The organism is Lysinibacillus sp. 38-6 (genome assembly GCF_046245175.1).
GTDB lineage: Bacteria > Bacillota > Bacilli > Bacillales_A > Planococcaceae > Lysinibacillus.
On record NZ_CP176417.1, the window covers coordinates 3,565,364 to 3,589,227 of the forward strand.

23 protein-coding genes and 3 riboswitches are annotated in these 23,864 nt (G+C 38.2%); of the genes, 15 read left to right on the forward strand and 8 right to left on the reverse strand.

Annotated features, from left to right (window positions below; all coding sequences use genetic code 11):
* Positions 1–115: 115 nt before the first annotated feature.
* Positions 116–1,321 (reverse strand): CynX/NimT family MFS transporter, encoded by a 1,206-nt coding sequence (locus ACKVEV_RS18195; RefSeq protein ID WP_409367623.1) that lies wholly within the window; start codon positions 1,319–1,321, stop codon positions 116–118.
* A gap of 178 nt (positions 1,322–1,499) precedes the next feature.
* Positions 1,500–1,675, forward strand: a riboswitch (Lysine riboswitch).
* 83 nt (positions 1,676–1,758) lie between these two features.
* Between ACKVEV_RS18195 and ACKVEV_RS18200 the strand changes: the two genes are divergently transcribed.
* The 5 genes from ACKVEV_RS18200 (at position 1,759) to ACKVEV_RS18220 (ending at position 6,827) form a co-directional block, all read left to right on the forward strand.
* Positions 1,759–3,219: an amino acid permease gene (locus ACKVEV_RS18200; protein ID WP_409367624.1), complete on the forward strand. Its 1,461-nt coding sequence runs from the start codon at positions 1,759–1,761 to the stop codon at positions 3,217–3,219.
* A gap of 235 nt (positions 3,220–3,454) precedes the next feature.
* A complete protein-coding gene (locus tag ACKVEV_RS18205; RefSeq protein WP_409367625.1) occupies positions 3,455–4,147 on the forward strand; it encodes a response regulator transcription factor in 693 nt (230 codons plus the stop codon).
* 4 nt (positions 4,148–4,151) lie between these two features.
* Positions 4,152–5,087 (forward strand): sensor histidine kinase, encoded by a 936-nt coding sequence (locus tag ACKVEV_RS18210; protein WP_409367626.1) that lies wholly within the window; start codon positions 4,152–4,154, stop codon positions 5,085–5,087.
* Positions 5,088–5,221: 134 nt separating this feature from the next.
* Positions 5,222–6,145 (forward strand): ABC transporter ATP-binding protein, encoded by a 924-nt coding sequence (locus ACKVEV_RS18215; protein ID WP_409367627.1) that lies wholly within the window; start codon positions 5,222–5,224, stop codon positions 6,143–6,145.
* Positions 6,138–6,827 (forward strand): ABC transporter permease, encoded by a 690-nt coding sequence (locus ACKVEV_RS18220; protein ID WP_409367628.1) that lies wholly within the window; start codon positions 6,138–6,140, stop codon positions 6,825–6,827. Before ACKVEV_RS18215 ends, ACKVEV_RS18220 begins: the two co-directional genes overlap by 8 nt.
* Positions 6,828–6,907: 80 nt before the next feature.
* Here ACKVEV_RS18220 and ACKVEV_RS18225 read toward each other — a convergent pair whose 3' ends face one another.
* A complete protein-coding gene (locus ACKVEV_RS18225) occupies positions 6,908–8,290 on the reverse strand; it encodes a purine-cytosine permease family protein (protein WP_409367629.1) in 1,383 nt (460 codons plus the stop codon).
* 44 nt (positions 8,291–8,334) lie between these two features.
* Positions 8,335–9,453, reverse strand: coding sequence for a class II histone deacetylase (locus tag ACKVEV_RS18230; protein WP_409367630.1), 1,119 nt, complete (start codon positions 9,451–9,453; stop codon positions 8,335–8,337).
* A gap of 331 nt (positions 9,454–9,784) precedes the next feature.
* Here ACKVEV_RS18230 and ACKVEV_RS18235 point away from each other — a divergent pair, with 331 nt between their 5' ends.
* From ACKVEV_RS18235 to ACKVEV_RS18245, 3 genes are all read left to right on the forward strand, one after another.
* Positions 9,785–10,372: a TetR family transcriptional regulator gene (locus ACKVEV_RS18235; protein WP_409367631.1), complete on the forward strand. Its 588-nt coding sequence runs from the start codon at positions 9,785–9,787 to the stop codon at positions 10,370–10,372.
* 196 nt (positions 10,373–10,568) lie between these two features.
* Entirely contained in the window at positions 10,569–10,916 is a 348-nt protein-coding gene (locus tag ACKVEV_RS18240; RefSeq protein WP_409367632.1) for a DMT family transporter, read from the forward strand.
* Positions 10,917–11,231 (forward strand): DMT family transporter, encoded by a 315-nt coding sequence (locus ACKVEV_RS18245; RefSeq protein ID WP_409367633.1) that lies wholly within the window; start codon positions 10,917–10,919, stop codon positions 11,229–11,231.
* 272 nt (positions 11,232–11,503) lie between these two features.
* On the opposite strand, the gene ACKVEV_RS18250 is transcribed toward ACKVEV_RS18245, so the two are convergent.
* On the reverse strand, positions 11,504–12,769 hold the full coding sequence (locus ACKVEV_RS18250; RefSeq protein ID WP_409367634.1) for an Nramp family divalent metal transporter: 1,266 nt from the start codon (positions 12,767–12,769) through the stop codon (positions 11,504–11,506).
* A gap of 393 nt (positions 12,770–13,162) precedes the next feature.
* Positions 13,163–13,309: riboswitch (cyclic di-AMP (ydaO/yuaA leader) on the forward strand.
* A gap of 178 nt (positions 13,310–13,487) precedes the next feature.
* Here ACKVEV_RS18250 and ACKVEV_RS18255 point away from each other — a divergent pair.
* The 3 genes from ACKVEV_RS18255 to ACKVEV_RS18265 all read left to right on the forward strand — a co-directional run bounded on the left by ACKVEV_RS18255 (position 13,488) and on the right by ACKVEV_RS18265 (position 17,577).
* Positions 13,488–15,311: an APC family permease gene (locus ACKVEV_RS18255; protein ID WP_409367635.1), complete on the forward strand. Its 1,824-nt coding sequence runs from the start codon at positions 13,488–13,490 to the stop codon at positions 15,309–15,311.
* Positions 15,312–15,465: 154 nt separating this feature from the next.
* Positions 15,466–15,567: riboswitch (purine riboswitch) on the forward strand.
* Positions 15,568–15,700: 133 nt separating this feature from the next.
* Positions 15,701–16,285 (forward strand): xanthine phosphoribosyltransferase, encoded by a 585-nt coding sequence (locus ACKVEV_RS18260; protein WP_409367636.1) that lies wholly within the window; start codon positions 15,701–15,703, stop codon positions 16,283–16,285.
* Positions 16,285–17,577 carry a nucleobase:cation symporter-2 family protein gene (locus ACKVEV_RS18265; protein WP_409367637.1) on the forward strand — a complete coding sequence of 431 codons (1,293 nt, stop codon included), beginning with the start codon at positions 16,285–16,287 and terminating at the stop codon, positions 17,575–17,577. The genes ACKVEV_RS18260 and ACKVEV_RS18265 overlap by 1 nt, the downstream gene beginning before the upstream one ends.
* A 73-nt stretch (positions 17,578–17,650) precedes the next feature.
* Here ACKVEV_RS18265 and ACKVEV_RS18270 read toward each other — a convergent pair whose 3' ends face one another.
* Genes ACKVEV_RS18270 through ACKVEV_RS18285 form a run of 4 tightly spaced genes read right to left on the reverse strand, consistent with a single transcriptional unit; the run spans position 17,651 to position 21,641 of the window.
* Positions 17,651–18,511: an ABC transporter ATP-binding protein gene (locus tag ACKVEV_RS18270; RefSeq protein ID WP_409367638.1), complete on the reverse strand. Its 861-nt coding sequence runs from the start codon at positions 18,509–18,511 to the stop codon at positions 17,651–17,653.
* A 1-nt stretch (position 18,512) separates the two neighbouring features.
* A complete protein-coding gene (locus ACKVEV_RS18275) occupies positions 18,513–19,544 on the reverse strand; it encodes a FecCD family ABC transporter permease (protein ID WP_409367639.1) in 1,032 nt (343 codons plus the stop codon).
* Positions 19,541–20,575, reverse strand: a complete 1,035-nt coding sequence (locus ACKVEV_RS18280; protein WP_409367640.1) for a FecCD family ABC transporter permease — start codon at positions 20,573–20,575, stop codon at positions 19,541–19,543. Before ACKVEV_RS18280 ends, ACKVEV_RS18275 begins: the two co-directional genes overlap by 4 nt.
* Before the next feature lies 1 nt (position 20,576).
* On the reverse strand, positions 20,577–21,641 hold the full coding sequence (locus ACKVEV_RS18285; protein WP_409367641.1) for an iron-siderophore ABC transporter substrate-binding protein: 1,065 nt from the start codon (positions 21,639–21,641) through the stop codon (positions 20,577–20,579).
* Positions 21,642–21,913: 272 nt separating this feature from the next.
* On the opposite strand from ACKVEV_RS18285, the gene ACKVEV_RS18290 reads away from it, so the two are divergent.
* Genes ACKVEV_RS18290 through ACKVEV_RS18305 form a run of 4 tightly spaced genes read left to right on the forward strand, consistent with a single transcriptional unit; the run spans position 21,914 to position 23,794 of the window.
* Positions 21,914–22,507 (forward strand): hypothetical protein, encoded by a 594-nt coding sequence (locus tag ACKVEV_RS18290; RefSeq protein WP_409367642.1) that lies wholly within the window; start codon positions 21,914–21,916, stop codon positions 22,505–22,507.
* Positions 22,508–22,520: 13 nt separating this feature from the next.
* Complete coding sequence (locus ACKVEV_RS18295; RefSeq protein ID WP_409367643.1) at positions 22,521–23,246, forward strand: Fic family protein; 726 nt, start codon at positions 22,521–22,523, stop codon at positions 23,244–23,246.
* Between the two features lie 42 nt (positions 23,247–23,288).
* The gene (locus ACKVEV_RS18300) at positions 23,289–23,594 is read left to right on the forward strand and encodes a hypothetical protein (RefSeq protein WP_409367644.1); all 306 of its coding nucleotides are present in this window, start codon (positions 23,289–23,291) and stop codon (positions 23,592–23,594) included.
* Between the two features lie 17 nt (positions 23,595–23,611).
* Positions 23,612–23,794 (forward strand): DUF6366 family protein, encoded by a 183-nt coding sequence (locus ACKVEV_RS18305; RefSeq protein ID WP_409367645.1) that lies wholly within the window; start codon positions 23,612–23,614, stop codon positions 23,792–23,794.
* The last annotated feature ends 70 nt before the right edge of the window (positions 23,795–23,864 follow it).

A 23,864-nucleotide genomic window follows, 5' to 3' on the forward strand; every position in this document is an offset into this window, starting at 1 on the left:
CGTGGGTAGACCTTATCACAGGACAATAAGACGATGATGATGTGCTCCAGCGGAAGGAGAACGCCAGCATTGAAAAAAGTGTTAGATTGATTGCAGTCAATCTAACACTTTTTGTTTAATTTACATATTCATTTTTAGAAGCTCTAAACGAACAGAAGAATAGTAAAGCCGCAACGACAACAAATAGCCAGCCAGCGATATTCCAGCCACCAAATAAATCATGTAAATAGCCAAATAAAATAGGACCGACAGCTGCAAATAAGTAGCCTAATGATTGGGCAAAGCCAGATAAATCAGCTGCCTCGAATGCAGTACGTGTACGAAGTGTAAAGAACATCATGGCAAGAGCAAATGAAGCTCCTCCTGCTAAGCCAAGTAATATCATCCATAATACCGCAAGACTAGTCCATTCCATGACAACACCTGTAAAACCTATGAAATAAAATGCTGTAAACATTAACACAAGAGGTCGCTGTGATGTCATTTTACTTGCGATAATAGGTACCACTAAAGCCATAGGCACTTGTGAAAATTGCATGATGGAAAACATCCAACCCGCACGGTCAGCGGCGATTCCTTGCGCGATATAGATTTCAGGAATCCAAGCTGCAGTTGTATAAAATAATAATGATTGTAAACCCATTGCGCCAGTAACTGCCCAAGTAACTGGTGACTTCCATAATGGAATACGCGTTTTCGTAGTAGCTACAGTTGGTTCGGGTTTATTCGCTTTCAATTGAGGAATCCAAATCAAAATAGTCAATACAACAAGAACGAGCGCAATAGCAAGTGCACCTTGCCAGCCAAGTGAAGCATTGGCTATTGGATAGCTAATGCCCGCGCCAATTCCTGCTGTTAAATTCATAGACATTGTAAAAAATGCCATCAGTAAGCCTACGTGATAAGGGAATTTCAATTTAAGTAGCCCTGGTATTAGGACGTTACCAAATGAAATTGCAACACCAATTATCATAGTACCGAACACAAGTAACCAAGTTGTACCAAGTGAGCGCAACACAATTCCTAGTGCTAATAAAATCGTTGATAAAAATAGTGTCAATTCAAGACCCAATTTTCTTGCAACTACTGGTGCAATGGGTGACACGAGTGCAAATGCAAGCAATGGAATGGTTGTTAGAAAGCCTGCCAGCACATTGGATATGCCAAGATCCTCACGAATAAAGGAAATAATAGGTCCTACAACCGTTAATGGCATACGTAATGTCGAAGCTAGAAAGATTACACCGATGACTAATAAGAGCGTTGTGCCCTTCCAATTAATCTTTCTGCTAGGATAAGTAGATTCTTCGTTTGTTGTCAAAATAAGTACCTCCCTGATACAACAATTATAATTCAAGCCACTATAACACTTTAACACATTAATAAAAATAGTAGAATATTCACAAAATACGGAACATTAATCGTTTTATTGAAATGTCTTAGGTCGTATGATAAACTAGGACACATCATAAATTTAATAATTATATGCCTCATGTTTGTATTGAGGTAGAGGTCGCGGTATTTATTAGTAAGTTAGTGGAGATGACAAGCATTAACGATGTTAGCTGAAAGGAAATATCGCCGAAGTGTGAGGGGACTTGAAAACCTCATGCTGGGGCTGTCTCCGAAAGGAACAGAACTGTCACGTTGGACAACGTGTTGCGCTATCATTTTAAAGAAACAGAGGATTTACTTAGCCATCACAACGTTCATGTGATGGCATTTTTTTGCCTCTTATAAAAGGAAGGAAGCTTTAACGTGAGTGAGATAAAAGTTAATCAGCTCGGCAAAGCACCGGAGTTGAAAAAAGAATTAAAAAGTCGCCATATAACAATGATATCATTGGGCGGTACTATCGGAACAGGCCTATTTTTAGCAAGTGGTGGCGCTATCGCACAGGCAGGACCAGGCGGCGCACTTCTTGCCTATGCATTAATCGGCATTATGGTGTACTTCTTAATGACTAGCTTGGGCGAGATGGCAGCGTACATGCCGTCATCAGGGTCTTTTAGTACGTATGCAACAAAATTTGTAGATCCTGCGCTTGGCTTTGCCCTTGGCTGGAACTACTGGTATAACTGGGCAATTACAATTGCAGCCGAAATTGCAGCAGTTTCACTAATTATGAAGTACTGGTTCCCTGACAGTTCTTCAGCACTTTGGACAGTAATATTTATTGCGATTGTGCTAACTTTCAATTTACTATCTGTAAAAAGCTATGGCGAAAGTGAATATTGGTTTGCAATGATAAAAGTTGCCACTGTTATTGTTTTCATTATCGTCAGCCTATTAATGATTTTTGGTATTTTAGGTGGGCAAGCTCCAGTAGGGTTCACGAATTTCTTTATTAGTGATGGGCCATTCCATGGCGGATTCCTTGCAACTTTCGGTATATTTCTAGCAGCAGGCTTCTCGTTCCAAGGGACAGAGCTATTAGGAATCACTGCTGGCGAAACAGATGATCCGGGTAAAAATATTCCGAAAGCTGTGAAGTCTGTTTTTTGGCGTATTATTTTATTTTATATTTTAGCGATTGCAGCGATTGGGATGTTGATTCCATTTACGGATTCGCGTTTACTATCTGAAGATATTGCAGTCTCACCATTTACATTAGTGTTTGACCGCTTAGGTATTGCTTTTGCAGCTTCATTAATGAATGCCATTATTTTAACTGCAATGTTGTCTGCAGGTAATTCAGGTTTATATGCATCATCTCGTATGTTATGGCAATTAGCAGTAGATGGTCATGCACCTAAAATTTTCGCAAAGCTTAGCCGTCGTGGCATTCCGATTTACGCATTACTGCTAACATTAGCAGTTGGTTGCCTAGCGTTTTTAGCTTCATTCTTTGGAGATGGTGTTGTTTATATGTGGCTTCTCAATGCATCTGGGATGTCGGGCTTCATTGCATGGCTAGGCATTGCCTTTAGTCATTATCGCTTCCGAAGAGCCTATGAAGCACAAGGCTTAGACACGAAGTTACTACCGTATAAAGCAAAGCTCTATCCATTCGGGCCGTTATTTGCATTTACCGTATGTATGATTGTTGTAATTGGTCAAAACTATACAGCTTTCACTGGTGATTCAATTGACTGGTATGGCGTCCTTGTTTCATATATTGGTATACCGCTGTTTGTTGCCTTATGGTTAGGCTATAAGATCAAACATAAAACGAAAATGATTCCACTTGAAAAGTGCGATTTAAAAGTAGAAAAGTAAAAATGTAAGCTGTCCTATTAGTTGTAGGGCAGCTTTTCGTTTATAGCCGTCGATTTCCGCTACGGGCGGACGCTTTCCACGGGCACACCGTAAGCCGCAACCCTCGCATACGCGCGGTCTGTTGCGTCTTACGTTCTGTGCGTTCTTGCGGTAGTCTGACTTGTCTGATAAATTGTTTGAGAATTGTTTGAGTGCCTGGCACTTATGGTAAGCTATATAAAAGAGGTGTCTAAATATGCAAAAACGTATATTACTAGTAGAAGATGATGAAGCGATACGGGAAATGGTGGAGAAGTTTTTAATAATGGAAGGCTTTGACGTTACAGCTGTTTCAAATGGTGAGGAAGCAGTGCAAACTTGTTTAACGAAATCCTTTGATTTAATTATTTTAGATATAATGATGCCTAAACTAGATGGATTAGAAGTGTTAAAAAGGATTCGCGAAAAAGAAGCATTGCCAATTATTATCATGTCAGCAAAAGATAGTGACGTTGATAAAGCGTTAGGTCTTGGATTAGGGGCGGATGATTATATTGCTAAACCCTTTTCCATGTTGGAATTTTCAGCGCGCGTAAAAGCCGCCATCAGAAGGGCTACTCAATATTCAAGTCCGATGGCAGAAGCGCAGGGGACAATGACAATTGGTAACTTGGTAATTGATGTCGTTAATTTTTCAGTTCACAAAGACCAACAACAGCTGAAGCTGACTTCAAAGGAGTTTGCGATTTTAAAACTATTTATTACAAACCGCAATCGGGTTTTTACTAAACAACAAATTTATCAACTCATTTGGAATGATGAATACTATGGCGATGAAAATATTATTAATGTGCATATAAGAAGATTACGAGAAAAAATTGAAGATGATCCTTCCAATCCTCGATATATTAAAACACTTTGGGGAATTGGCTATAAATTTGAGGGCTAGCTATATGATACTTTTTCTAACAATTGTTATTCTCATTCTCATCACAATCATTATTTTTCAGGTAAAAAGAAAACGAGAGCAAAACGTTACACTGCAATACATACACACAAAACTACAAGCAATCATTAACGAACAAACGAACGAAAAAATTTTAGTTGCTACATCAAATCAAGAATTACAAACTTTACTTACTACGATTAATGCATTGCTGGAGGATACGCACAAAATTGTAGCTAAACATCGAAAAACAGAAAGTTCAATGAAAAAGATGCTTGCGAATATTTCGCATGATTTAAAAACCCCGTTAACAGTTGTGTTAGGCTACACAGAAATGCTGCAGCTACAGCATTCAGTAAGCGATGCAGAACGCAATCGTTTGCTTTCAGGAATCCATGTGAAAACAGAGGAAGTACTAAAGCTGATCCATACATTTTTTGATTTGGCCAAAATTGAAGCGGGTGACACAGACTACCCAATAACAAAAGTAAACGTAAATGAAATTTGCCGAAAAAATATTTTATCATTTTACGATATGGTGATGTCGGTAGGGCTTCAAATTGACATTCACATACCCGAGACACCGATTTATGCGCTAGGCAATGAGGAGGCATTAGATAGAGTATTAAACAATTTAATCGCGAATGCCATTGCATATGGGGCAGAAGGACGTGTACTGGGGCTAACAGTAAGGATGGATACGAGCGATGTTTATATTGATGTCTGGGATTGTGGAAAAGGGATTGATGAATATCATATAGATAGCGTCTTTGAAAGGATGTATACGCTGGAAGACTCCAGAAATAAATCATTTCAAGGTAGTGGGCTAGGTTTGACGATAACGAAGCGACTTGTCGAAATAATGAATGGAACAATCCAACTGACAAGTATCCCTTATGAAAAAACAGTGTTTACTATATCTTTAAAAAGAATGATGTATTAATCTAGCCCTGCCTGTAAAGCTAAAACTCTACAGGCATTTTTTCTGTTCTTAAGAAATTTGTAAGAATCAAGTAATAAAATAGAGAGTTTTGCTTCTTATAATAAAGAAAGCCACATATGAGGGAGATGGTTGCAATGGCGTATATTATAAAAACAAATCAGCTTACAAAAGTCTATGCAGGAAATGAAGTGGTTTCCTCTGTCAATATGCATGTTAAGAAGGGAGAGATTTATGGATTTTTAGGACCAAATGGTGCAGGGAAAACAACCGTTATGAAAATGATAACGAATTTGGCTAAACCGACAAGTGGGGATATTGAAATTTTCGGTGAGAAATTAACGGAACGTTCATACGAGGTGCTAAAGAGGATGGGCACAATTATTGAATATCCAGTTTTTTATGAAAAGTTAACTGCTCATGAAAACCTCGAATTACATTGTGAGTATATTGGTTATTACAATAAAAATGAAATCGGTCATGTTCTAGATTTAGTGAAGTTAATCAATGTAGAGGGTAAAAAAGTAAGAGACTTTTCACTGGGGATGAAGCAACGTTTAGGTATAGCACGTGCAATCCTGACTAAACCCGAATTACTCATTTTAGATGAACCTATTAATGGGCTTGACCCGGTTGGTATAAGGGAGTTAAGAGAATTATTTAAAATGTTAAGTAAAGAATATGGCATCACCATTATTGTTTCTAGCCATATTTTAGCTGAAATAGAGCAAATTGCAGATACTATTGGTGTCATTAATAACGGTAAATTAATTGCTGAAGTAGCGATGGAGCAAGTAAGCCATAACCAGGCAGATTATATTGAACTAATTGTCAGTGACGGCAAAAAGACGTCCTTCATATTAGATAGTCAATTAAACATTGCGAATTTCAAATGTATTGACGAGCACTGTATTCGCATTTACGATTCGTCCATTTCACAAAAAGTATTATCTAAAACGTTAATAGAGCACGACATTGAGATTGAAGAAATGACTAGAAAATCGAGTTCATTAGAGGATTATTTCATGAAATTGATCAATGGAGGGAAGGTCCATGCTTAATTTAATGCGTTTAGAAATGAAGAAATACCATTTTGGTAGGTATGTGAAAGCCGCAATGATCGCCAATATTGCTATATTAGGTTTTATGTTTATGATTTTAGTAATCTCAAAAATTGAGGGTGACCCAGGTTTAGAAAACTATCCTCTAGCTTTGACAATTATCGATTCATTTGTACGATGTGTTTTTATTATCTTTGCAGCGACATTAATTGCAAAACTTATTATTGGTGAATATAAAAATAAGACCATTATCACTGCATTTATGTATCCTATCAATCGAAAAAAATTTATAGCAGCAAAACTTGCGATTGTCGTGTTATTTACATTTAGCGCTATTATACTTTCGAATATTTTTGTAACATTCATTTTCCTTATAATCAGCACAAACTTCCAATTAGTTCAAGATACGTTGACGAATGCAATGATTATGCAACGCATTCCAGCGGTGCTTATGAATGCTGTAGCAGCTTCAGGTATGGCCCTTATTCCATTATATTTTGGCATGAAAAAATACTCGATTCCAACGACAATTTTGTCATCGCTTATCATTGTTTTGATTGTTTCTTCAAATACAGGAAATTTTTCATTAAATGATATCATCATTATTCCAATTACATTAGCTATTATTGGCCTAGCTGTTGCTTATTTAGCAATCCGCAATATCGAAAAAGTAGATATTTAACAACATAGTAAAGCCCCTGCGTGGAAATACCATACAGGGGCTTTAAAAAGGCTTTGGGGAAGCCTGGCGAACTATAGTTATTAATTATTCTCAGGTACATTAGACGTTGGGTAGACGTCTACAGTAAGCTTGGCAGGTGCCGTTAATTTAGCAAAGCTAATATACAGTAGGAAAGAAACTGCACCACCTATAATCCATGCAATATCCAGTCCACCTAACATTTTGGCAATCGGACCTACGTATAACTCCGTATTAATAAATGGAATTTGAATAAAGATCGTTAACAAATAAATAATCATTGTCGGGATATTAATTTTTCCGAAAATACCATCCTTTTTGTTAAACTCATCTGGTGGATAATGGACTCTTTTTAAAATGTAAAAATCTGTTAATGTAATCATACTCCATGGGATGATAAAGAATAATATAAACCCTAAGTATAATTGGAAATTCGCCATGAAATTGTCAGAGCTCCAAGTAGCAATAAGGGCAATAATGACACCAATCGCAATGGATGTAATCGTACGTAGTCTAGCAGATGTTTTAAATGTTAAGAAATTACTTGCAATCGATAAAATAATAATGCCTGCTCCATAAATATTTAAGGAGTTAATCACGAGTACACCAAGAGATAATAATAATGCAATGATGAAACCTAATGAGCCCATATCTTTAATTTGCGCCATTACATTGCCATTGACAACCATTGTAGCAATAGCAGCACCTAAAACCATTAACCACACGGAACTAGCAAAGCTTCCAAGGTAACTATAAGTAAATACCTTTTTCGATTGGGATGGGTGAATAAATCTTGAATGGTCGGATACGTAGGGACCATATGTAATTTGCCATGTAACACAGATGGAAGTCATTAATAAAAACTGGCTGAAAGAAAAAGTACCAGCATTTAAAAGCTCCATTGACACATTCATTAAGATCATAATCGATAAAATAATAAATACTGCTGTAAAGCCGATCGTATAGATTTTCATCGACTTTTGCAGTAAGCCTTGTCCAAAAATAGCGAGAAGCACCATTGGAATAAGACTAACGATAACCGTAACATTCATATTCAGACCAAGTGTTTCTTCCACGCCCTGACCGACCAACACGGTATTGGTTGCGCCGTAGCCTAAATACATAATAAGAATGATGACCATTGGCAAGATGGCACCGAAGTAGCCAAACTGTGCTCTACTTTGCACTACTTGTGGTAAGCCCGCTTTCGGACCAGTAGCAGAATGAAGCGCCATAATTGTAGCACTAATGCCGTGTCCTAATAAGATAGCGACTAATGACCACCAAAAATTTAAACCTATGACAATAGCTAGTGAACCAGTTACTAGTGTTGTAGAAACTGTACTTGCAGCAAACCATGTGAAAAATAACTCCTTGGCAGTGCCATTACGCTGTTCTAAAGGAATATGTTCATAACTAATTTCCTCAATTGACGAATTGCTCATAGATACCCTCCCTTTATTGAAAATATAATAATAGTATTTTTGCTTTAAACAGTAACTTTTAATGATGGCCAATAAGCAGATTGAATTGCTATCACTTCATTGATGGCTTTCTGTTCTACTTCGTTGACGAAATCCGGATAGCCTTGTGAATCTTGGAATGGATCTTCTACATCACTTTTCACGCCGCATAATTCTTCAATAATGCGTAATGTACAAAATGGAACATACGCATTACTATAGCCACCTTCATGGCAAAAGACGATTTTTCCATCGGTATGTTTGTTAGCTAAGTTCATCATAATTTTTGTTAATTCTGCAAAGCCTTCAGCCGTCATATTCATACGTCCTAGTGGATCGAACATGCCTGGATCTTGTCCAGCAGAAATAATAATTAGCTCTGGTTTATAGTCGTTGACGATTGGTTCCACAATCGATTTAAAGGCTTCAATATAGCCTGCATTTCCTGTACCTGGAGGAAGCGGGATGTTGACGTTAAAGCCTTTTCCGTCAGCTTCACCAACGTTTTCAGCGTAGCCTGTATTATTCGGGAAGCTTAAATGCTGATGCACGGAGAAGAATAAAACGCCATCTGTGTCATAAAATGCGCTTTCTGTACCATTACCATGGTGCACGTCCCAATCTAATACCATCACTCTTTCTAGATTGTATTGTTGCTTCGCGTATTTGGCAGCAATCGCTACATTATTGAAAATACAGAAGCCAATGCCTTTTGCAGCCTCCGCATGGTGACCAGGTGGGCGAGTTAATGCGTAAACATTATCGACTTCACCGTTCATCACAACATCAACAGCTTTTAAAGCGCCACCAGTTGACAGTAAAGCAATTTCATAAGATCCTCTACCGACAATAGCGTGATCGCCAGCGTCACCACCAGTTGTATCGCTCAAATGTTTCACTTTATCTACATATTCCTTCGTATGGAACATTTCAATTTCCTCACGTGTTGCAGCGCGTGGTTCAATTTGTTCTAATGCTTTCATTAAGCCACAGCGGTTTAGTAAATTATTAATACGTCTTTTTGTTGAAGGATGTTCAACGAAGACATCTGTTTCTAAATAACCACCTGAAGGTAAATATAAAGTTCCACTACCGTTATCATGCCAGAAATAACTTTCGTCAAAAATATAACCTGTTTTCATCATTATTCCGCCCCTTTGTTAAAAAAATAATACCTATTTACCTATTTGCTCCTCGGAATCACCCGAAATTGGGGAGAAAATCGGTACTTAAAGTCATAAAAATACTACTTAAGGGAGATTTTTCTTAAAATGAATTTCAGTCATCTTCCTTGGGATAAAATTTAAATGAATATGGTTCATTTGTCAAACTAAATTTTTTTTAAATTAGGAAAAGTTAATTAAATTTAAAGATGCATTAATAGGAAATTGTATTTTTAAAAAAAGAAGTAGTTGAATTCTATTTTTGTTTCGATTACAATTTTTAAAAATTCAAGATTTTATAGGGGGGCGCATAATGGATAAGGAAAAACGCATCGTAACCTCTGCTATTCAACTATTTAAAGAACAAGGCATCGACAAAATCAAAATAGCTGATATTGTAAAAAGGGCTGGCATAGCACAAGGAACTTTTTATTTATACTTTCCTTCAAAAATGTCACTCATGCCTGCCATTGCCAAAGTAATGGTTGATAATATTTTTGAAGCGATACAAAAAAATGTAGATGATCAAGCACCACTAATTGAGAAATTTAAACAATTAATCGATACAATATTTATGATGACGAAAGAGCATAAGGAACTTGTAGCAATCATTTATGCTGGATTGTCGGCTTCGGATTATTTGAAAGACTGGGTAAATGCGTATACACCTTACTACAATTGGTTAAAAAAAGAACTAGACGCCGCGAAGACGAAAGGTGAAATTTTAATAGCCATTGATTCTTATTCAACGGCAAAGATGGTATTTGGGTTAATTGAGGCTGCTGCAGAACGAGCTTACTTATTTGATTCAAAAGAAGAAATGCTGGTCGATGAGGATAAAAAAGATTTATTGGAATTCATTTGCAATGCATTAATCTTAAACAATGCTGTTGCAAAATAAGGAGCGCTATATAGTATTTTTTTGATATATAGGTGCAGTGTGAAATCGCTTAAAAATGTGAGGTTCCTTTATACAGTGCGCAATGCACGTAGTACATAACTTCAAATACGGAAGTGGATTTTTACTATAGTATTGAAGTGATTTCTTTTTGCACTAAAAATGAATGAAGTTCAGTCATTATGGACGGAGGGGTTTTATGGGAAGAGCTTGGTTGTATGTAGGGTTAACGAGTTTTTTTGAATTAATATGGATTTATGGCTTTAATGTGGCTTCTGATTGGTGGCACTGGCTATTAATCGTTATTTTTATTGGCTTAGATTTGCATTTTTTATCAAAAGCATGCGAAAAATTACCAACCGGAACAGTGTATGCGATATTTGCAGCAATTGGCACGATGGGGACAACGTTAATGGATATTTTATTATTTAATCAAGTAGTCAGCATCGGTAAACTGCTCTTTATTTTTATTTTAATTGTAGGTGTAATTGGCTTAAAAGTTGCTGATAGCGTGGAAGAGCACAAACGTGCAAAAGAGGTGATTTAAATGGGATGGCTTTTTGTTTTATTAGCTGCTTCGAGTGAACTTGTATCGGTTATTGGTTTAAAAAAGTACAGCACCAAAAAAGGATTTATTAGCATGTTGCTCTATGTAGGTGGGTTTGCTGCGTCACTTAGCTTTTTATATAAATCGTTTGAATTTTTACAAACAAGCACAGCCTACGCAGTGTGGATAGGCATTGGTACGGCGGGAGCAGTGTTAATCAACATGGTGTTTTTTGGAGAGTCCAAAAGTAAAGGCCGCTTAGCGAGTGTCTGCTGCATCATCATTGGAGTTGTAGGGTTAAAGGCGCTTTCTTAAAAAACTGAAGCTGAGACAAAAGAGAAAAAGTGTTAGATTGACTGCAATCAATCTAACACTTTTTTGTTATGCCGTTGATGTTCGCTACGGCGGTGCTTTCCGCGGGCACACCGTAAGCCGCAACCCTCGCTACCGCGCGGTTTGTTGCGTCTTACATCGTGTGCTGTTCCCGCAGGAGTCACCGCCTCCGCTACCATCAACTAGTGTTACCTATTGAAATTTTAAAATAGCTAATTTCTCCGTTATATTAACGTTATGGTCCAGCCATATTTTTAAGCAAATAACGTTTCCCATAATAAGTAGATATTTAACGTAACGACGATTACAACGACAAACCATCCTAGAACGGTTGTAATTCGGTGATTGACTAGGCTACCCATAATGTCCTTTTTACTTGTAAACATGACAAGCGGAATAAGCGCAAAAGCAATACCGAATGACAGAATGACTTGACTTAAAACAAGCGCATACGTTGCATTGACACCCGCTGCAATAATCGCCAACGGTGGAATCATTGTAATCGCTCGACGTAAATATAAAGGGATTTTTCGTTGAATAAAGCCTTGCATCACAACATCGCCTGCCAATGTTCCGACAGAAGAGCTTGCAAGCCCTGCAATTAGAAGTCCCAGCCCGAAAGATACAGCCGCCATAGGTCCTAGAGCTTCGCGTAAGCCGTTATAAGCGATATCTAAATCCTCAACTACTATGCCTTGCGTATGGAATACTGCTGCTGCAATGATTAGCATACTCATATTAATCGCACCGGCAATAATCATGGCTATGACAATATCGATAAACTCAAAGCGGAAAATGCGTCGTTTTTCGTTGTCATTACGGCCCACTACTCGATTTTGTGTTAAGGAAGAATGTAAATAGATAGCATGTGGCATAACCGTAGCCCCTAAAATACCTGTTGCCAGTAACAGTGAGTCAACACCATCAAATTGAGGAGTCAACATTCCTAATGTCACTTCGCCCCAATTTGGCTGCGCTAAAAATGTTTGGAACGCAAACGCTAGCACAACAATGAGCACCATACCTGAAATACCTGCCTCAAACGCTCTAAAACCTCTGCGTTGTAGCTCTAAAATTGCAAATGAGCCAATAGCTGTAATCAGTGCTGCTGGTAGCATCGGAATATCAAATAATAAGTATAGACCGAGGGCAGCACCGATAAATTCTGCAAGATCGGTTGCAATAATCACTAGTTCAGCCTGAATCCATAAAAATATTGAAGTTTTTTTAGAAAAGTTCTCCCTTGCTATTTCTGGCAAATTTTTTCCCGTTGCAATGCCAAGTTTTGCTGATAAAGATTGAATGAGTACCGCCATTAAATTGGAAAAGGCAATAACCCAAAGAAGTAAATATCCATATTGCGAGCCAGCTGTTATATTTGTAGCGAAATTGCCGGGATCAATATAGGCAACTGCTGCAATAAATGCCGGACCTAAAAAGGGTAAAATGCGCCGCCAACCTTTGATGTCTCCATCTAAAACAGCTTGGGCTGCGGGTTTTGTAATTTGTTTATAGGCCATCTTGTTCCCTCGTTTCAAAAAGTATCGTAAATGAAATAAAGTTTCCTATGGGAAAATAATATTACTACTATTCTATAGCTAGAACTGAAAAATGTGAAGAAGTTTGCTCATTATTTTTTTGTAAATTATAAAAAATGCTGGTAAAAGGTAGGCTGGCCGCTGAATCGCCACGAAACGGGTGGAAATCGCCACGAAAGTGAACAGAATCGCCACAAAAGCATACCGAACCGCCACAAAAGCATGCAGAATAGCCACGAAAGTACGCCGAACCGCCACAAGACAACCGCTGAACGCTTGTCTTTAAGACTTAAAAAAATTTACGAAAAAATGGGCAATATCTTCTTTACTTTTTTTATTTACAGGCGTAATATGACATCATTATAAAAGTTTCAAATTTCTAAATCGCTGAAGCAACTAAACGCGGGGGACCCAATTTTGATGGATTGTGTAAACAATTCTTGGGGTGAATCTCTTTTTCAAGAGTAGGGCTACTCAGGCCCGAATCCGACAGCTAACCTCGTAAGCGTTAAGAGCAGAAAAGTTGGAGCTTGTCAGACGTTAGGACGTCTACAAGTCGTATTTAGTGATGACTTGTAGACGTTTTTTGCTGTCATCCGATACGATAAATGCCCCAGTAGATAGAAAGAGACCGATTATGCCAAGGTGTAATCGATTTAGAAAAATGAAACACACTCTATGAAACTAGAAGGTGTTAAGGATGAGATCATCATTCAAACGTTATGTTATCGGTAAACCATTGAGATCCGATGCATTAGGGGAACAAAAACTTAGTAAAACAAAGGCGCTCGCCATACTTTCATCTGATGCACTGTCATCAGTTGCATACGGTCCAGAGCAAATTTTAATTGTGCTGATGACTGTCAGTACGGTTGCCTTTTGGTATTCGTTACCGATTGCGGCAGGGGTAGTAGTGCTACTTATTGCACTCACTTTATCGTATCGCCAAGTTATTTTCGCTTATCCACATGGTGGTGGGGCATATGTAGTATCGCGAGAAAATTTAGGGGTCAATGCTGGTCTTGTAGCGGGTGGTTCATTACTCGTTGATTATATTTTAACAGTTGCAGTAAGTGTTTCAGCCGGGACAGATGCGATTACATCGGCATTTCCAAGTTTGCATGCTTATAACGTTCCGATTGCCGTGTTTTTTGTTATTTGCTTAACGATATTAAATTTACGTGGGGTTACGGAATCAGCATCTATATTAGCGTACCCAGTTTATTTATTTGTCGCTGTCATGTTAGTGCTTATTGGAGTTGGAATGTATAACGTAGCAACAGGGCAAGTGCCAGCTGATTTACATCCTAAAATCGGCACACCAGTTGCAGGCATTAGTTTGTTTTTATTATTAAAAGCATTTGCTTCAGGAAGCTCGGCATTAACGGGTGTTGAAGCAATATCCAATGCAATCCCGAATTTTAAAAGCCCAGCACCGGTCAATGCAGCAAAAACACTCTTAGCTATGGGGAGTATTTTAGCAGTGCTGTTTATTGGTATTGTAGGCTTAGCTTATTTTTACGGAGTGGCACCAAATGCACAAGCTACGGTTGTTTCGCAAATTGCCGAAGCAAGTGTAGGACGTAATATCTTTTATTATATTGTGCAAGGAACGACAGCCATGATTTTAGTGCTTGCAGCGAATACAGGTTATTCAGCCTTTCCTTTATTGGCAGTCAATTTATCGAAAGACGGTTTTATTCCGAGAATATTTCAAATTCGCGGCGACCGTCTCGGCTACTCAAATGGCATTATGATGCTTGGCTTAGCAGCAATCGTCCTTATTATTTTGTTTGACGGCACAACAGAGCATTTAATTCCGCTTTATGCAGTCGGAGTGTTTATACCATTTACATTGGCGCAATCTGGTATGATGCGAAAATGGTGGCGTGAAAAGCCTACTGGTTGGGTTATGAAATTTGTTATTAATACAATCGGGGCTGCGATTTCTTTTGTCGTAGCGATGATGTTTTTCGTTACGAAACTTCCGCAAGTATGGCCGGTATTTATCTTTTTACCGCTTATTATTTGGATGTTTCATCGCATTAAGCATCATTACAATGCTGTTGGGGAGCAACTTCGACTAAGTGGAGAAACATTACCGAACGTTGATGGCAATGTCTTTATCGTGCCAGTAGCGGGTATTACGAAAGTAGTAGAAAATTCACTGCATTACGCGAAGTCCTTGCATGTAGAAAAAATTGTTGCTTTTTATGTGGCATTCGATCAAGCGGATGCAAAAGCCTTTGAAGAAAAATGGAAAGCATGGCAACCAGATGTACGGCTTGTGACTTATTATTCGCCATATCGTAGTATTACGCATCCTTTGAAAAAATTTATCGATAAAGTAGAACACCAATATGCGAAAATGGGTTATCAAGTAACAGTAGTGATTCCGCAATTTTTACCGAAAAAAGGGTGGCATCATATGCTACACAATCAATCGAGTCTATTAATTCGAACATCGCTGTTATTTCACAAAAATGTCGTCATTATGACAGTACCTTTCCATTTATCAAAATAATGACTAGCAAGCTCGAAAATAGTCTGATATAATCAGAACATAAATTGTAAAACACGAACGTTTACGTCAAAATAGCACGTAAATACCATTAAATTCCGAAAATTTAAACTTTTTTCAACGGTAGATTTAACCTTCTACCGAATGAAGAGAACTATTAGCTTAATACTATTTCACTCATATAATAGCGAGAATATGGCTCGTAAGTTTCTACCGATTTACCGTAAATGAATCGACTATGGGTAGCATTGTTTTAGAAATATCATACTAAGTATGTTTTTTCTATTAGTTTCGACGTTTTTGCGCTGAATGCCTTGCTCCACTCGTAGATGAATGGAATCAATGTATTTAGCGCTTTTTTTATTATTATTAAGAAAGAAGGAAAAACAGCAATGAAGTTATTACACGACAAAATTAAGCAGGAAGGTAAAGTTTTATCTTCTTCTGTATTAAAAGTTGACTCTTTTTTAAACCACCAAATTGATCCACAACTTATGAAAGAGATTGGGCATGAATTTGCAAATCGCTTCTCTGATGATGTGATTACGAAAGTATTAACGATCGAGTCTTCAGGTATTGCACCATCTGTCTTTTTAGGACTTGAAATTGGTGCACCAGTCGTATTTGCACGTAAACGCAAATCTTTAACATTATCAGATAATCTATATTCTTCAAAAGTACATTCTTTCACAAAAAATGAAACAAATGAAATTTCAGTATCTTGTAATTTCTTAAATAAAGATGACAGCATTTTAATTGTCGACGATTTCTTAGCAAATGGTGAAGCTGTAAAAGGCTTACTTGATATTGCAGCACAAGCAGGGGCAACTGTTGTTGGTGTTGGTATCGTCATTGAAAAAGGCTTCCAAGATGGCGGAAAACTATTACGTGAACAAGGTGTGCGCGTAGAATCATTAGCAATTGTGGATTCTTTAGAAGATGGTGAAGTAACGTTTGCCACGGAGGATCGTGCATAATGAATGCCTTTAAGTCAACAACGCTAGCAATTCAACATTTACTTGCGATGTATGCAGGTGCTATTTTAGTACCACTTATTATCGGAGATGCTCTAGGTTTTGATTCAAAGCAAATGACTTATTTAGTAGCGATTGACATTATGATGTGTGGGATCGCTACATTACTGCAAGTGTATTCAGGCAGATTTATCGGTATCGGTTTACCGGTAGTTCTAGGTTGTACTTTTACAGCGGTTAGCCCAATTATTTTAATTGGGACAAACCCTGAACAAGGGATTACAGATATTTATGGCTCAATTATTGCATCAGGGCTAATTGTTATGGTCATCGCAGGCTTCTTCGGTAAGCTTGTGAAATTTTTCCCACCGGTTGTAACCGGTTCGGTTGTATCGATTATTGGTATTTCATTATTACCAGTAGCATTGAACAATATGGCGGGTGGACAAGGTGCTGCGGATTTTGCATCAGGCTCGAATGTTGCTTTAGCGTTTATTACGTTAGTTATTATTTTAGTTGTCTATCGTTTTACAACAGGCTTTGCTCGTGCCATTTCCATTTTAATCGGTTTAGTTGCAGGAACTGTATTAGGCGCATTTATGGGGAAAGTAGACTTTACGCCTGTGTCAGAAGCGGGTGCTTTCCATATGGTGCAACCATTCTATTTTGGTGTACCGACATTTGATGCGTCAGCGATTTTGACAATGACGCTTGTAGCAATGGTTTCTTTAGTAGAATCTTCGGGTGTTTATTTTGCCCTGAGCGATATTTGTAATAAAAAACTAGATTCAAAAGATTTAGCACGTGGTTATCGTTCTGAAGGTCTTGCTTCTGTTATCGGAGGTATTTTCAATGCCTTCCCATATACAACATTTTCTCAAAACGTAGGACTTACGCGTATGTCTGGCGTCAAAGATCGCAAAGTCATTTACCTAACAGGTGCCTTCCTTGTAGCTCTTGGTTTCTTACCAAAAATCGCAGCGTTAACAACGATCATTCCAACACCAGTATTGGGTGCGGCAATGTTAGCGATGTTCGGTATGGTGATTACGCAAGGTATGGGGATGCTTGTACCAGTTATGAATGAATCAGCAGAAAACGCGATGATTGCAGCGATTGCAGTCGGCCTTGGTGTCGGTGTATCGGTTGTTCCAGATATTTTCGCATCACTACCACCAGGAATTGCGATTTTAACTTCAAATGGTATCGTCTGTGGTTCTGTGACAGCGATTATTTTAAATATTTTATTTAACATGATTGGGCCAAAGCATAAAAATGACCCGATGCATGGGTAACGTTTTTTGCCACCTCCTTAATCTATTAACTTAGATTAGGAGGTGGCATTTTATTTGGGCATTCATCGGTATGTTAAATCACGGATTCTGTTAAATGTACTGGCTGCCCAGTCCCATTGACTGTCATGGCGTCCAACTTGTTATGATGCCGTCCAATCGGCACGACTGATGGTGAAGTCGAAACAGGGTCTTCGATAACCATACAGTCGAGTGCAAATATATCTTTAATTAAAGAATTTGTAATAATGTCAGATGGCGCACCTTCTGCTACGAGTTTGCCTTTATGTAGGGCAAAAATATAATCGGCATAACGTGCGGATAAGTTAATATCGTGCAATACCATGACAATCGTTGTACCATATTTACGATTTAAATCTGTCAGTAAATCTAAAATTTCAACTTGGTATGTTATATCTAAAAATGTTGTTGGCTCGTCCAAAAACAAAATATCGGTCTGTTGCGCTAATGCCATGGCAATCCATACACGCTGTCTTTGACCACCGGATAGTTCATCAATATGACGATCAGCAAACTCCGTAATATTCATCATGTCCATCGCTTCTGCGACCGCAGCATAATCTTTTTTTGACCACCCTTTTAAAAAGCGATGATGTGGAAATCTACCTCTACCAACTAAATCCGCAACCGTAATACCCTCGGGCACGATAGGTGATTGTGGTAATAAGCCTAGCACTTTAGCAAGTTGCTTTCCTGGCAATTTTTGAATGGATTGTCCATCTAACATCACTTGCCCTGCAGTCGGCTTAATGAGTCGAGCCATCGTCTTCAACAACGTAGATTTCCCACAGCCATTCGCACCAATAATAATACTGATTTTATTGCTAGGAACCGTTACACTAACGTCTTGTAAAATCGTTTTATTGTCGTAACCAGCCGTAATGTGTTCTGCTCGAAATGTATGTGTTGGCTTCATATTATAAATCTCCTTTTCGATTGATACGGATTAATAAATAAATTAAATACGGTGCACCGATAATCCCCGTAATGACGCCAACAGGATATCGGGTTTCAAATGCAAACTGACCTATTATATCTGCGGCTAATACTAAAATAACGCCAATCAAGCCTGCAGGCACGATAGTTGAAAAGCCTACACCAACCAATTTTTTTGCAATCGGACCTGCTAAAAAGGCGACAAAGGCAATGGGACCAGTAGCTGCAGTAGCCATAGCAATCATCAATACCGAACTAAGCAACAATAATAATCTCGTTTTATTCGTAGCAACGCCGAGTGATGTCGCTGCTTGCTCACCGAGCTCTAATATTTCTAATCGATTAGCCAAAAAAAGGACAATCGGTGTACAAATACAAACGGTCACAATCAAAGGATAAAGGTTTTCCATTTTCGCACCATTCAAACTACCACTTAACCAACGCATAGCAGAAGGGAGGTCATACGTATTGCCAATGACCATTAAATAAGAAATAAAAGCATTTAACATCGCTTGAATACCGATACCAATTAAAATTAATCGACCGATGGAAAACGAACTACCTTTTGACAATATAAAAATCACAATAGCGGTTAACAGTCCTCCCACGACAGAGGCAAGCGATACAAAGGCATTACTCGCATGCAATACAATAATGCAAAAAACAGCAGCAGCACTAGAACCAGCTGTTATACCAATGACATTAGGATTGGCTAATGGGTTTCGCAGCATCGTTTGGAAAATGTAGCCGCCAACACCGAATGCAAAGCCTGAAAATAGGCCAACAATCATGCGGGGTAATCTGATCGTTCCTACTGCAAAGGAAGCACCTTTGACATTTTTACCTAAGACGACACTAATTACATCTTTTACTGGATAAATGGTATTGCCAAGCATAAGCATCAAAGCCATAAGTCCAAGCGCCAAAACTGTTAGCAAACATGTCATGAGGAAGTAACGACGTTTGCGTTTCATTCTTGAGCGATAAATCGCCATCATTGTTTCATTCATCATAGTGCACGCATTTTCGCTTTCATTGTAATTAAAATTAAAAGGGGTGCGCCGATAAAGGCTGTAACAATACCTACTTCCAGTTCACTTGGGCTTCCTAATAGCCTGCCGCACACATCAGCAATCGTTAAAATAATAGCTCCGGCGAATGCCGAAAGGGGAATAACAAAGCGGACGTCAAGCCCGATTAGTAAGCGAATTAAATGAGTCGCTAACAATCCGATAAAGCCAATTGGTCCAGCTAATGCTGTTGCCGCACCGCATAATAATACGCCACCAAATGAAGCGATAAGTCGTATCGTCCCCGTTTTTACACCTAAACCAGTCGCTACTTCATCTCCTAGTGCAAGCGCATTTAATGCTGGCGCAGAGAAAATCGCGATACACAGTCCCACCGCTAAAAACGGAATAAATAGTGTGATCGTATCCCAGCTTCCTGAACCTACACTGCCAACTTGCCAAAAACGAAATTGATCCATCACTTTCGTGCGCGGTATCATTACAGCCACTACAAGTGATGATAATATTGCACTCGTTGCCGCACCTGCCAAGACGAGCTTTATCGGTGTTGCGCCACCACTACCAAGCGAACCGACAGTAAAGACGAAAATAGCAGTAATGATAGCCCCTGTTATAGCCATCCAAATATATTGATTTGCAGAACTAATATGTAAAAAGGCAATTCCGCAAACAACAAATAAAGACGCACCCGTATTGACACCTAAAATACTAGGGTCCGCTATAGGATTGCGCGTTACAGATTGCATTAATGCGCCGGAAACGCCTAAAGCTGCACCACACATAAAGCAAAAAATCGTTCGCACAATTCTTTGTCGAACAACATTTGCCTCATGAGAAGCAACTTCCGAATGAAATAGACCATCCAGAAGTTGACTCCAAGTAATCATCCGAGAACCAAATACAAGCGATGCAACGACACTAAGGCATAGCAATATGAAAAGCACAATAAGGAGCTTGCTCAAGTTACGTGGCATCAAAATTTGCTTATTTTCTGAAGCGGATGTATGCATCATGTTATTTCAGCTTTTTCGCAACATCAGAGATTAATGATAAGTACTCGTCAATTGTGTATTGAATGGATAATGGGTTTGGGTTACCTGCGGCGGCCAATGGCGTATTATCAGTAATTACGACGACTGAACCATTTTGGATTGCTGGCACTTTTCCTAAAATAGGGTCAGCTTGTAATGCAGCTAAAGTGTTGTCATCCCCATAAGTGATAAAGATTTCGGCATCCTTTAAAGCATCTGCATTTTCAGCACTTAATTCAATATAGAAGCTAGATTTATCAGCAATTTGATCTTTAACGCTTTGTGGATAGTCCATCCCTAATTCCTCTAAAAACTCTCCGCGAGGATCTGCTGGCGTATAAATATAAAACTTAGATAAATCGTTTGCACTGAACGAAGCAAATGCAGCTTTTTTACCTTTTAATTCTGGGAAACTACTTGCCTTGTCAGCAATTAATTTCTCCGTATCCGCAATTAATTGCTTTCCTTCTTGTTCCATGCCCATCCCTTTTGCGTTGTATAAAATTTGGTCACGCCATGAAATGACCCATGGGATTTTTGGATAGGCCACCACTGGCGCAATTTGACTTAAAGTATCGTAGTCTTCCTGTGTAATACCTGAATAGGCAGCTAAAATAACATCTGGATTGGAGTCAGCAATCGCTTCAAAATCTAAACCATCTGTATCTTGATAAATATTTGGATTTTCTTCTCCTAATTCTTTTAATTTAGCCGCTGTCCATGGCAGCATGCCGCTATCATCTTGGACACCATAGTTTGCTGCCGAGAAGCCCACTGGTACAACACCAAGAGCTAAAGCGACATCGTGGTTTGCCCATGCGATTGTTGCTACGCGCTCTGGTTTTTTTTCTATAATCGTTTCTCCAAATGCATGCTTAATGGCAATTGGATACTGTGTTTCGGACGACTGACTATCTGTTTTTGCTGTTGCATCTTTGGAATCTGTAGATGCTGAGCCAGACTCTTGATCTGCACATCCAGCTAAAGCAAAGGAAAGTACAGCTATTATGAACATTGTAAATAATGAAAAGTAACGCTTGTGATTCATGTTTAAATAACACTCCTACTAAATATATTTTAAATGATAATGATTATCACTATCATTTAAAATATATATTTAATACGTGCGGATGTCAATAGAATATTTTATTTATATATTATGTTTATAAATATTGGGGAAATGTAATATTTGGTATTATATAAGTTGAACCGTACCATAAGTAAGTGTGGTTTTTACAAGTCCAGCTAGAACAAATACGTTTTAGTTGGTTTTTATTATATAATGAGGAACAAATAGTATGGTAGGAGGTTCAATACTGTATGAAATTTCGGCAGTTCATGGATACTTATTATGAAGGGCAAAATTTAGTACCGGATTTTTATCATAATTGGGCTTACTCTTTACATATAGAATCACCATGTAATCATACGATTGAAGTTACGTATCAATTCCTTCAGAAAGTACAGTCGTTTTTATTTGAAAGTGAGGACGAGGTTTTTATTGTTGTAAATAGCTATCCTATTGTTAAAAATAAAACGACCTACCCCAATATTCTCAAACGATTCATGAAAGATTCTATGGGAAAATATCAATTGCAATTAACGAACTTTGAATGGTTATTTGATGAAGAAATTGTCGCAGTTCAGCAAATGGTTTGGTCATGTAAAGTTTCGCAAATTAAATTGCGTCAGCTACTAAAGGCACTCGCGAATAAAGATTTTCTAAAGCTCCGTCCACGATTAAAACGAAATAATAGTATGTATGCACCAGACGTTTTTATCGTTAACCAACGAACAAAGTGTATCTTCCATGTGTATGATGATCGAGGAATTGAAATTATGAGTGCAGATAAAGAACCGCATCAATATACAGTTGCTTATTTTAAAAGCTATAATATCCAAAAGAATTTTTAGAGGGAGTGATAGTATGTTTGAAATAATTGATAAGAAAAAGGCTCAATTAGATGCCAAGCGCCCTTTACCAAAATATACAGTGCAAAGTTTACGAGAGAAGCTATTTTTAGAATGGACATATAACTCAAATGCCATTGAAGGTAACACCTTAACAATTAATGAAACTAAAGTGGTTCTTGAAGGGATTACAGTTGGTGGTAAAACGATGCGAGAGCATTTAGAGGTTATTAACCACCGAGATGCTATTTCTTATGTTGAAGATGTTGTACAAAAGGAAGAGCCTTTTTCAGAATGGCAAATAAAAAATTTGCATCGTCTTGTTTTAAAAGGGATTGATGATGATTATGCGGGTGTGTATCGAGATCAGCAAGTATTTATTTCGGGTGCAGTTCATACGCCTCCACCACCATTTAAAATTCAAGAGCAAATGGATACTTTAATGGCTTGGTATGATGGAAGAGCTCAACATTTACATCCGATTGTACGGGGTGCAATGCTACATGTAATTTTTGTAGGGATTCATCCATTTATTGATGGTAACGGACGTACTTCAAGACTTTTATTAAATTTAGAGTTAATGAAATCAGGCTACCCACCAATTATTATTCGTGTAGAAAATCGTTTAGCCTACTATAATGCTTTAGATAAGGCCCATACGACTGAAGACTATCAGGATTTTGTCGAGCTAGTCGCAAAAGAAGTAGAGGCTTCATTAGATTTATATTTAAGTGCAATTTAAAACCGCATTTATACCAGTTAGGGTGAGGGGATCGTGAGATGAATGGTATGTGATGAGTGCGGCTTTGATGAAGCAAGGCAAGAAACGACTTGGAGAAAAGAAGTGAAATGTGATGACATATTATACACTTTGTTAATACCAAAATATTCGTCTGCTGTGTTAGAAGAAATTTTACATGATGCAATAACAGCGCATTACGACGACGAGCCATTAACTATTTATATTGATACTTTACAAACAGAAATAACGACATGTACGAGTTGTATGTTATTCAATATACGAAATCGCAGAAATCGAGACAAGGTTGAAGCGTATTATGAGCAAATCATCATGCAAGAGGTGTTTTAAGTTAAAGGGGGGCTTTAATGTCAGAGAGAGAAAGAGAAAATTTAAAAGCAAAAGAGCAAAAATATAATCCTGGGGGAGCATTAAATAGCGCAGAAGCTCAAGCACGCACAGGTGCGCCAAGCAGTGGGTGTTTAATCAATATCGGTTCGTTTGTTATTATTATCGTCATTATTTTATTGGTGAGAGCATGTTCAAATTAACGGAAACTGGAGGAAATCGCCGATAGAAGTCCGAGAATCGCTGGTAAACTGGAGGAAATCGCCGATAGAA

Bases quoted from the DNA above. Each gene is read 5' to 3' on its own strand.
- ACKVEV_RS18215 (WP_409367627.1), top strand. From the start codon at position 5,222: ATGGCGTATATTATAAAAACAAATCAGCTTACAAAAGTCTATGCAGGA.
- ACKVEV_RS18285 (WP_409367641.1), bottom strand. From the start codon at position 21,641: ATGAATCACAAGCGTTACTTTTCATTATTTACAATGTTCATAATAGCT.
- ACKVEV_RS18270 (WP_409367638.1), bottom strand. From the start codon at position 18,511: ATGAAGCCAACACATACATTTCGAGCAGAACACATTACGGCTGGTTAC.
- ACKVEV_RS18220 (WP_409367628.1), top strand. From the start codon at position 6,138: ATGCTTAATTTAATGCGTTTAGAAATGAAGAAATACCATTTTGGTAGG.
- ACKVEV_RS18290 (WP_409367642.1), top strand. From the start codon at position 21,914: ATGAAATTTCGGCAGTTCATGGATACTTATTATGAAGGGCAAAATTTA.
- ACKVEV_RS18265 (WP_409367637.1), top strand. From the start codon at position 16,285: ATGAATGCCTTTAAGTCAACAACGCTAGCAATTCAACATTTACTTGCG.
- ACKVEV_RS18300 (WP_409367644.1), top strand. From the start codon at position 23,289: ATGGTATGTGATGAGTGCGGCTTTGATGAAGCAAGGCAAGAAACGACT.
- ACKVEV_RS18235 (WP_409367631.1), top strand. From the start codon at position 9,785: ATGGATAAGGAAAAACGCATCGTAACCTCTGCTATTCAACTATTTAAA.
- ACKVEV_RS18305 (WP_409367645.1), top strand. From the start codon at position 23,612: ATGTCAGAGAGAGAAAGAGAAAATTTAAAAGCAAAAGAGCAAAAATAT.
- ACKVEV_RS18230 (WP_409367630.1), bottom strand. From the start codon at position 9,453: ATGATGAAAACAGGTTATATTTTTGACGAAAGTTATTTCTGGCATGAT.
- ACKVEV_RS18245 (WP_409367633.1), top strand. From the start codon at position 10,917: ATGGGATGGCTTTTTGTTTTATTAGCTGCTTCGAGTGAACTTGTATCG.
- ACKVEV_RS18225 (WP_409367629.1), bottom strand. From the start codon at position 8,290: ATGAGCAATTCGTCAATTGAGGAAATTAGTTATGAACATATTCCTTTA.
- ACKVEV_RS18255 (WP_409367635.1), top strand. From the start codon at position 13,488: ATGAGATCATCATTCAAACGTTATGTTATCGGTAAACCATTGAGATCC.
- ACKVEV_RS18210 (WP_409367626.1), top strand. From the start codon at position 4,152: ATGATACTTTTTCTAACAATTGTTATTCTCATTCTCATCACAATCATT.
- ACKVEV_RS18275 (WP_409367639.1), bottom strand. From the start codon at position 19,544: ATGATGAATGAAACAATGATGGCGATTTATCGCTCAAGAATGAAACGC.
- ACKVEV_RS18205 (WP_409367625.1), top strand. From the start codon at position 3,455: ATGCAAAAACGTATATTACTAGTAGAAGATGATGAAGCGATACGGGAA.
- ACKVEV_RS18260 (WP_409367636.1), top strand. From the start codon at position 15,701: ATGAAGTTATTACACGACAAAATTAAGCAGGAAGGTAAAGTTTTATCT.
- ACKVEV_RS18280 (WP_409367640.1), bottom strand. From the start codon at position 20,575: ATGATGCATACATCCGCTTCAGAAAATAAGCAAATTTTGATGCCACGT.
- ACKVEV_RS18250 (WP_409367634.1), bottom strand. From the start codon at position 12,769: ATGGCCTATAAACAAATTACAAAACCCGCAGCCCAAGCTGTTTTAGAT.
- ACKVEV_RS18295 (WP_409367643.1), top strand. From the start codon at position 22,521: ATGTTTGAAATAATTGATAAGAAAAAGGCTCAATTAGATGCCAAGCGC.
- ACKVEV_RS18240 (WP_409367632.1), top strand. From the start codon at position 10,569: ATGGGAAGAGCTTGGTTGTATGTAGGGTTAACGAGTTTTTTTGAATTA.